Genomic DNA, 1,502 nt, shown 5'->3' with positions numbered 1-1,502 from the left:
CGATTGTGTTGAAAAAGGCGACTGTTGCGACGCAGAGGGATCAGTGATTCAGTCAGTCTAATTGGCAGGACTGAAGATCATGATGGGACATCGGCAAGTCGAACAGGCTGCGTTGTTCTACGAGTTCTCGCTCGAGAGGCATGTTCCCGCCGACCATTTGCTCCGGTCGATCGATAGATTTGTCGATCTTGAACAGGTCAGGCAGGACCTGGCACCCTTCTACAGCAGTATCGGTCGACCTTCGATCGATCCCGAACTGATGATCCGGATGCTCTTGATCGGTTACTGCTTCGGCATTCGATCGGAGCGGCGCTTGTGCGATGAGGTCCACCTTAACTTGGCCTATCGGTGGTTCTGCCGGCTGGGTCTGGACGGCGCAGTACCGGATCACTCGACGTTCTCCAAGAACAGGCATGGCCGCTTCCGACAGAGCGACCTCTTCCGTCGCGTGTTCGAGAGCGTTTTGCGTCGCTGCATCGAGGAACGGCTGGTCGGCGGTGAAGGATTTGCGGTCGATGCGAGCCTGATCAAGGCTGATGCTAATCGGCAGAAGGGGATCGAGGGTGACAAGGGACTTGCGCCGGAGGCTGCCGGCCGAGCAATCGATGAGTATCTGTCCGTGCTCGATGATGCCGCTTTCGGAGCGGCAACCGAGGTCACGCCGAAGTTCGTGTCGCCCTCCGATCCGGCGGCGCGCTGGACGGGGGCGCACGGTGGCCAAGCCTTCTTCGCCTACTCGATGAACTACCTGATCGACGTCGAGAACGCGATCATCGTCGATGTCGAGGCGACCACGGCAATCCGGCAGGCGGAGGTGTTGGCCGCCAAGCGCATGATTGAGCGCTCGCTCGAACGGTTCGATCTCTATCCGAACCGGCTCCTCGGTGACAGCGGCTACGGCTCGGCCGAGATGCTCGCCTGGCTGGTCTATGAGCACGGCATCGAGCCGCACGTTACAGTCTTCGACAAGTCGGCCCGCACTGACGGGATCTTCTCGCGCGACGACTTCACCTATGACCATGCCGGGGACGTCTATCGTTGCCCCAGTGGCAAAGTTCTTACTACGACCGGAACGCTGGTGAACGATGGCGCCACCATGCTTTACCTCGCCAGCAAGCGCGATTGTGATCGCTGCGCATTGAAGTCGCAGTGCTGCCCCAAGCAGGCCTCACGGAGGGTGCCGCGCTCGATCTACGAGGGCGCTCGCGACATGGCGCGCCAGATCGCAAGGTCGTGGGAGGGCCGCACTTCGCGTCGACTCCGCAAGAAGATCGAGATGCTGTTCGCGCACCTCAAGCGCATTCTCAAGCTCGACCGTTTACGTTTACGAGGTCCAAACGGCGCGCGTGACGAGTTCACCCTCGCGGCCACGGCCCAGAACCTTCGCAAGATGGCCAAGCTGATCCCAATGCCCACCTTGGGGTAGAAACCGCCAAAGCCATTGGGCCGCATCGCGCTGACGCCAATACATCCGATTACTGTTTCCCTTTTTCAACGGAATC

1 protein-coding gene is annotated in these 1,502 nt (G+C 59.9%); it reads left to right on the top strand.

Features of this window, described 5'->3' with window-relative positions:
• Positions 1-79 precede the first annotated feature (79 nt).
• Positions 80-1,426, top strand: a complete 1,347-nt coding sequence (locus tag B5V03_RS25090; protein WP_129273061.1) for an IS1182 family transposase — start codon at positions 80-82, stop codon at positions 1,424-1,426.
• Positions 1,427-1,502: the final 76 nt, after the last annotated feature.

Origin of the sequence: Bradyrhizobium betae (genome assembly GCF_004123905.1) — a bacterium.
In the GTDB taxonomy this organism is placed as follows: domain Bacteria; phylum Pseudomonadota; class Alphaproteobacteria; order Rhizobiales; family Xanthobacteraceae; genus Bradyrhizobium; species Bradyrhizobium betae_A.
Note: the sequence above shows the minus strand (reverse complement) of the source record. Positions and strands in the feature narration are given on the sequence as shown.

Coding starts and splice junctions, on each gene's coding strand:
- B5V03_RS25090 (WP_129273061.1), top strand. CDS start 80: ATGATGGGACATCGGCAAGTCGAACAGGCTGCGTTGTTCTACGAGTTC.